Origin of the sequence: Streptomyces sp. NRRL S-495 (genome assembly GCF_000966955.1) — a bacterium.
In the GTDB taxonomy this organism is placed as follows: domain Bacteria; phylum Actinomycetota; class Actinomycetes; order Streptomycetales; family Streptomycetaceae; genus Kitasatospora; species Kitasatospora purpeofusca.
Genome location: NZ_JZWY01000163.1, coordinates 1 through 847 on the forward strand (window position 1 = coordinate 1; position 847 = coordinate 847).

Annotated in this window: 1 protein-coding gene; it reads right to left on the reverse strand. The window is 77.2% G+C overall.

The window, feature by feature from the left end:
• Positions 1-847: condensation domain-containing protein (locus tag VR45_RS10805; protein ID WP_045939483.1), on the reverse strand; the 847-nt coding region annotated here is incomplete at both ends.

Below are 847 nucleotides of genomic sequence, written 5' to 3' on the forward strand. Positions count from 1 at the left end.
GCGGTGGCCCGCACGTGCTCGGTGACCGGCCGGGCGCCGTCGATCCGGCAGCGCACCGGGACGATCCGGGTGCAGAGCCCGACGACGTCCTCCATACCGGCCTCGAAGCGGCCCGCGGCCGCCACGCCGAGGACCAGGTCGGTGGTGCCGATCCGGCGGGCCGCGGCGAGCGACCACGCCGCGAGCAGCACCGAGGTGACGGTGGTCCGGCTAAGCCGCGCCAGCCGGTCCACGCCCTCGGCCACCTGCTCCGGCAGCTCGAACACCAGCCGGGCGCCGGCGCCGTCGGTACCAGACCCACCTGCCGTGCCGACCGGATCGGGTCCGCCGGGCAGGGTCGCCACCAGCGGGGCGCCGTCCAGCCGCCGCCTCACCCCGGCCATGGCCGCCGCCAGGTCGCCCGAGGCCTCCCGTGCGGCCAGCCGGGTGCCGATCCAGTCCGGCGACGGCCCGGTCCCGGGCAGCGCGCCCGGTCCGTCCTCGTACAGCCGGGCGAACTCGCGCCACAGCACACCGATGCTCCAGCCGTCGGCCAGAGCGTGGTGCACCAGCACCGAGATCAGGGACTCGGCACCGGCGAGGGTGCGGACGAACACCACGGGCGGCCGCTCGAAGGGGCGCAGCAGCTCCCCGGCGCGCGCCGCGTACAGCTCGTGCACCGCGCGCACCGCGTCCGTCCCGGCGGGCAGGGTCTGGTGCAGCAGCCTCGGCTCGTGGGAGGCGGGCAGCACCAGCCGTCGCACGGTCCGCTTCTCCCCGGACGGGGTCTGCTCGCCGGTGAACATCGTGCGCAGCGATTCGTGGCGGGCGGTGAGGGCGCGCAGCGCGGCCCGGGAGCGCCCGAGGT